Source organism: Acinetobacter sp. 1294243, assembly GCF_000588015.1.
Classification (GTDB): Bacteria; Pseudomonadota; Gammaproteobacteria; order Pseudomonadales; family Moraxellaceae; genus Acinetobacter; species Acinetobacter pittii.
The window spans coordinates 1-3,498 of sequence record NZ_JFXG01000040.1; the positions used below are offsets into that span (position 1 = coordinate 1).

The following is a 3,498-nucleotide window of genomic DNA, read 5'->3' on the forward strand; positions in this document are numbered from 1 at the left end:
ACATTGGAACATCATGTTCTAATGCATATTCAGCCGCAGCAACGTTAGCAAGTAACATGCACTCTTCAATAAGTTTATGTGCTTCATTACGTGTACGTGGCAAAATTTCTTTAATCCCGCCTAGCTCATCAAAAGTCATGTAAGTTTCAATGGTTTCAAATTCCATTGCATGACGATCAGCACGTAAATTTTTCAAAATCTGATAAAGCTGGAAAAGCGTATTTAACGATTTATGAACATCACGGTCTTTTGGAATTGCATCTGTTGCGCCGTCAAAATATTGTGCTACCTGTGTATAGGTCAAACGCGCTTTTGAATGCATCACTGATGGATAAAAATCGTAACCAGTTACACGGCCTGTACGAGAGAGTTTCAAGTCACAGACCATACATAAACGGTCTACATGAGGGTTTAGAGAGCATAAGCCATTTGACAATGCCTCTGGTAGCATCGGTAATACGAAATGCGGGAAGTATACCGAAGTACCACGTTCCTCAGCTTCTTCATTGAGGGCTGAGTCTAAGCGTACATAATGGCTAACATCAGCAATTGCGACCACTACACGATAACCGCCACCTGGACGTTTTTCTGCATAAACCGCATCATCAAAATCTCGAGCATCTTCACCATCGATCGTAACTAATGCTAAATCTCGTAAATCAATGCGGCCTTCACGGTCTTGAGCAGATGGTTCTTTAAAGCTTTCAGCTTCTTTTATAACTTCATCTGGAAATTCGTAAGGTAAGCCAAACTCAAGAATAGTCTGCGGAATAATAATTTCTGTATCAGCTTTGTCGGCCATAGACTGAATAATATGCGCCGTCGCAAATTCTTCACGAGTCGGATAACTATCTATTGCGACACGTAGCATATCGCCAACATTTGCTTCAGCATGCGTTACCAGTTCTTTTTCTAAAGGAATAGGTTGGTGCTGATTTGGATTGTTGGGCTGAATAAAATATTCACCATCGTGAACCGACAATTTACCAATTAATTGTTTAACACGATGTTGTAAAACTTCTGTGATAAATCCCCAAGGTTTGCCTTTACGATCAACTGAAGTCTGTCGCACTCTAACTCGGTCACCGTTAAAGACTAAACGTAATTCACGTTCAGGAAGTAAAAGGTCACTTTGACCATCAATATGCGCTGTGCCTAAACCTTTACTATTGATATAAACAGTTGCTTCATAGGTCGGTTGATCTGCCACCAACTGAAATTTAAACCCGTCTTTCATGATTTGACCATCACGAACCATAGCACTTAAGCGATGACTGAGTGCTTCAATACTTTTTTGGTCATGAATATTAAAATGATCGACAAGTTCTGCATGAGATTGCGGTGTCTGCAATTGTTCCAATGTATCTAAAATAAGAGTACGGCTTGGAATAGGATTGTCATAACGTTCAGCTTCAGCTTTCGCTTCGGGGTCAGCCCAGTTTTTTGTCATGTCGTTTGGTTTCACGCTTGGCAGATAAGTTTAGCATAAGTCATGCAGACCCGAACTGCACGTTTAGGTTTGCAATAATGTGTTATGCACTACAGTATTTTGATGAAGAAATAATATCTATCTTAACAAGCGTTTGATCGAAAAAGACGAAAATAATGAGAAAATTGCTTAAAAAATAATTCATTGAACTAAAAAATAAGAAAATTTCACTATGATGACTTGAACAATAGGGTTTTAGTTTGTATTATGGCGGCTCGTTCCGGGGAGGGGGATGAGTGGCTGAAATCACTTCCCTGCTAAGGAAGCATACCTATTACTGGTATCGAGGGTTCGAATCCCTCTCTCACCGCCATTTACTTAATACGCGCTCATAGCTCAGCTGGATAGAGCACTTGGCTACGAACTAAGGGGTCGGGAGTTCGAATCTCTCTGAGCGCACCAACTTGAAGAATTAACCGCTTTTATAGCGGTTTTTTTGTGCCTGTTTTTTAGTACTTTAAAAAAATCTAAATTTATAACTTTTTAATTATATTAGAGATAATCATAAATGAACTTAGCTTTATTTGACTTTGATGGCACGATCACTCATAACGATACATTCAGTCTATTCCTTAAATTTTCTTTAAATAAAAAAACTCAAATACTAGGTGGTATTCGACTTGCACCTTATATAGCGGGTTATAAGCTTGGATGGGTAACCGATAAAACTATTCGAACTAAACTCTGTCAGGTGGGATACGTGGGCTATGATGCGGCTTCCCTAAAATATATGGGGGAAGAGTTTGCTAAAAATATCCTTCCTACCTGTGTGCGTCAAAATGCTTTGGAACGTATTCTTTGGCATAAAAAACAAGGTGATCGGATTGTTGTTGTATCTGCATCATTAGGTATTTATTTAGAAAGCTGGTGCCAATCTTTAGATTTAGAAGTTATATGTAATCAACTTGAAATACGTGATGGTATTTTGACAGGTGATTTTATTAATGGTGATTGTGGTTATTTAGAAAAAGTAAATAGAATAAAAAACAAATATGATTTAACTCAGTATTCTACAATTTATGCTTATGGTGATACACCTAATGATTATGCAATGTTAGAGCTAGCGCATAAGAAATATTATAGATGGGAAGAAGTGAATTAATATTTAAAGATATATTAATAAATAAAGCCACTTGTAATAAGTGGCTTTATTTTAATGACTTATATTAAACAGTATTGAAAGAGTTTTCTAAGAAGTTATCGGTAAGTAATGATGTAGGTACGATAGTATGCGTTGTATTAGTTACGCTTGATACTGTCGACGTTACTCCACCGAGTAAGCTACCACCAGTTAATCCACCTAGTAAATTAGAAATAACATCTAATCCGCCTTCACCAGTCACACCGCCCGTTAAGCTACCCACGATATCTGTTACGATGCCGATAGGGTTGTCTGTACCGCCAGTAACGCCACCAGTTAAGCCGCCTAGAAGGTCGGTCACTAAGCCAAGAGGACTATCACCATCTACGCTACCAGTTAAACCGCCAAGTAAATCAGTGACTAAGCCTAGTGAGCTATCTCCACCAGTAACCCCACCAATAGTTCCTGTCAATCCACCAATGATTTCTGTTACTAAGCCAGTAGCAGTTGTGCCATTTGTAATCAGCGTATCGAGAATACCGGTAGCAGATTCAGTAGCACCTTGAATGTCTCCACCCACTAGATCAGAAATGACTTCAAGCGTGCCATTTACTGTGTCACGAGAAGTTTCGAAAGTTAATGTGCCGAGGTCTGCAAGTTCAGAAACAGGATGTTCTGCTTGTGGAAGAATGCTGATAATTGTATCTGCAACTGTATCAATGCCAGTGTTGATAATTTCAGTTTTTAAGCTTTCTACGCCCTGAAGGATATCAATACCGCCTTGAACAACATCAATCACTGGAGAGATTGGAGAGGTTCCATCACCGATACCACCAGTTACACCGCCAATAATGTCAGTAATTACTTCAAGTGGGTTACCGTCAACGCCACCAGTTACACCGCCAATAATGTCAGTAATTACTTCAAG

The 3,498-nt window shown here is 39.1% G+C and carries 2 protein-coding genes, 2 tRNA genes and 1 pseudogene; 3 read left to right on the top strand and 2 right to left on the bottom strand.

The annotated features are described in order from the left end of the window. The coding region (locus J655_RS23950; protein WP_032053411.1) for a ribonuclease R family protein at positions 1-1,450 on the bottom strand (1,450 nt) is incomplete at its 3' end. A gap of 261 nt (positions 1,451-1,711) precedes the next feature. Here J655_RS23950 and J655_RS23955 point away from each other — a divergent pair. The 3 genes from J655_RS23955 to J655_RS23965 all read left to right on the top strand — a co-directional run bounded on the left by J655_RS23955 (position 1,712) and on the right by J655_RS23965 (position 2,591). Next, a tRNA-Ser gene (locus J655_RS23955) sits at positions 1,712-1,802 on the top strand. A gap of 12 nt (positions 1,803-1,814) precedes the next feature. Further along, a tRNA-Arg gene (locus tag J655_RS23960) sits at positions 1,815-1,891 on the top strand. A 106-nt stretch (positions 1,892-1,997) separates the two neighbouring features. Continuing rightward, on the top strand, positions 1,998-2,591 hold the full coding sequence (locus J655_RS23965) for an HAD-IB family hydrolase (protein WP_032052620.1): 594 nt from the start codon (positions 1,998-2,000) through the stop codon (positions 2,589-2,591). A gap of 64 nt (positions 2,592-2,655) precedes the next feature. Here J655_RS23965 and J655_RS23970 read toward each other — a convergent pair. After that, positions 2,656-3,498: pseudogene (locus J655_RS23970) on the bottom strand (hypothetical protein); the annotation flags it as partial.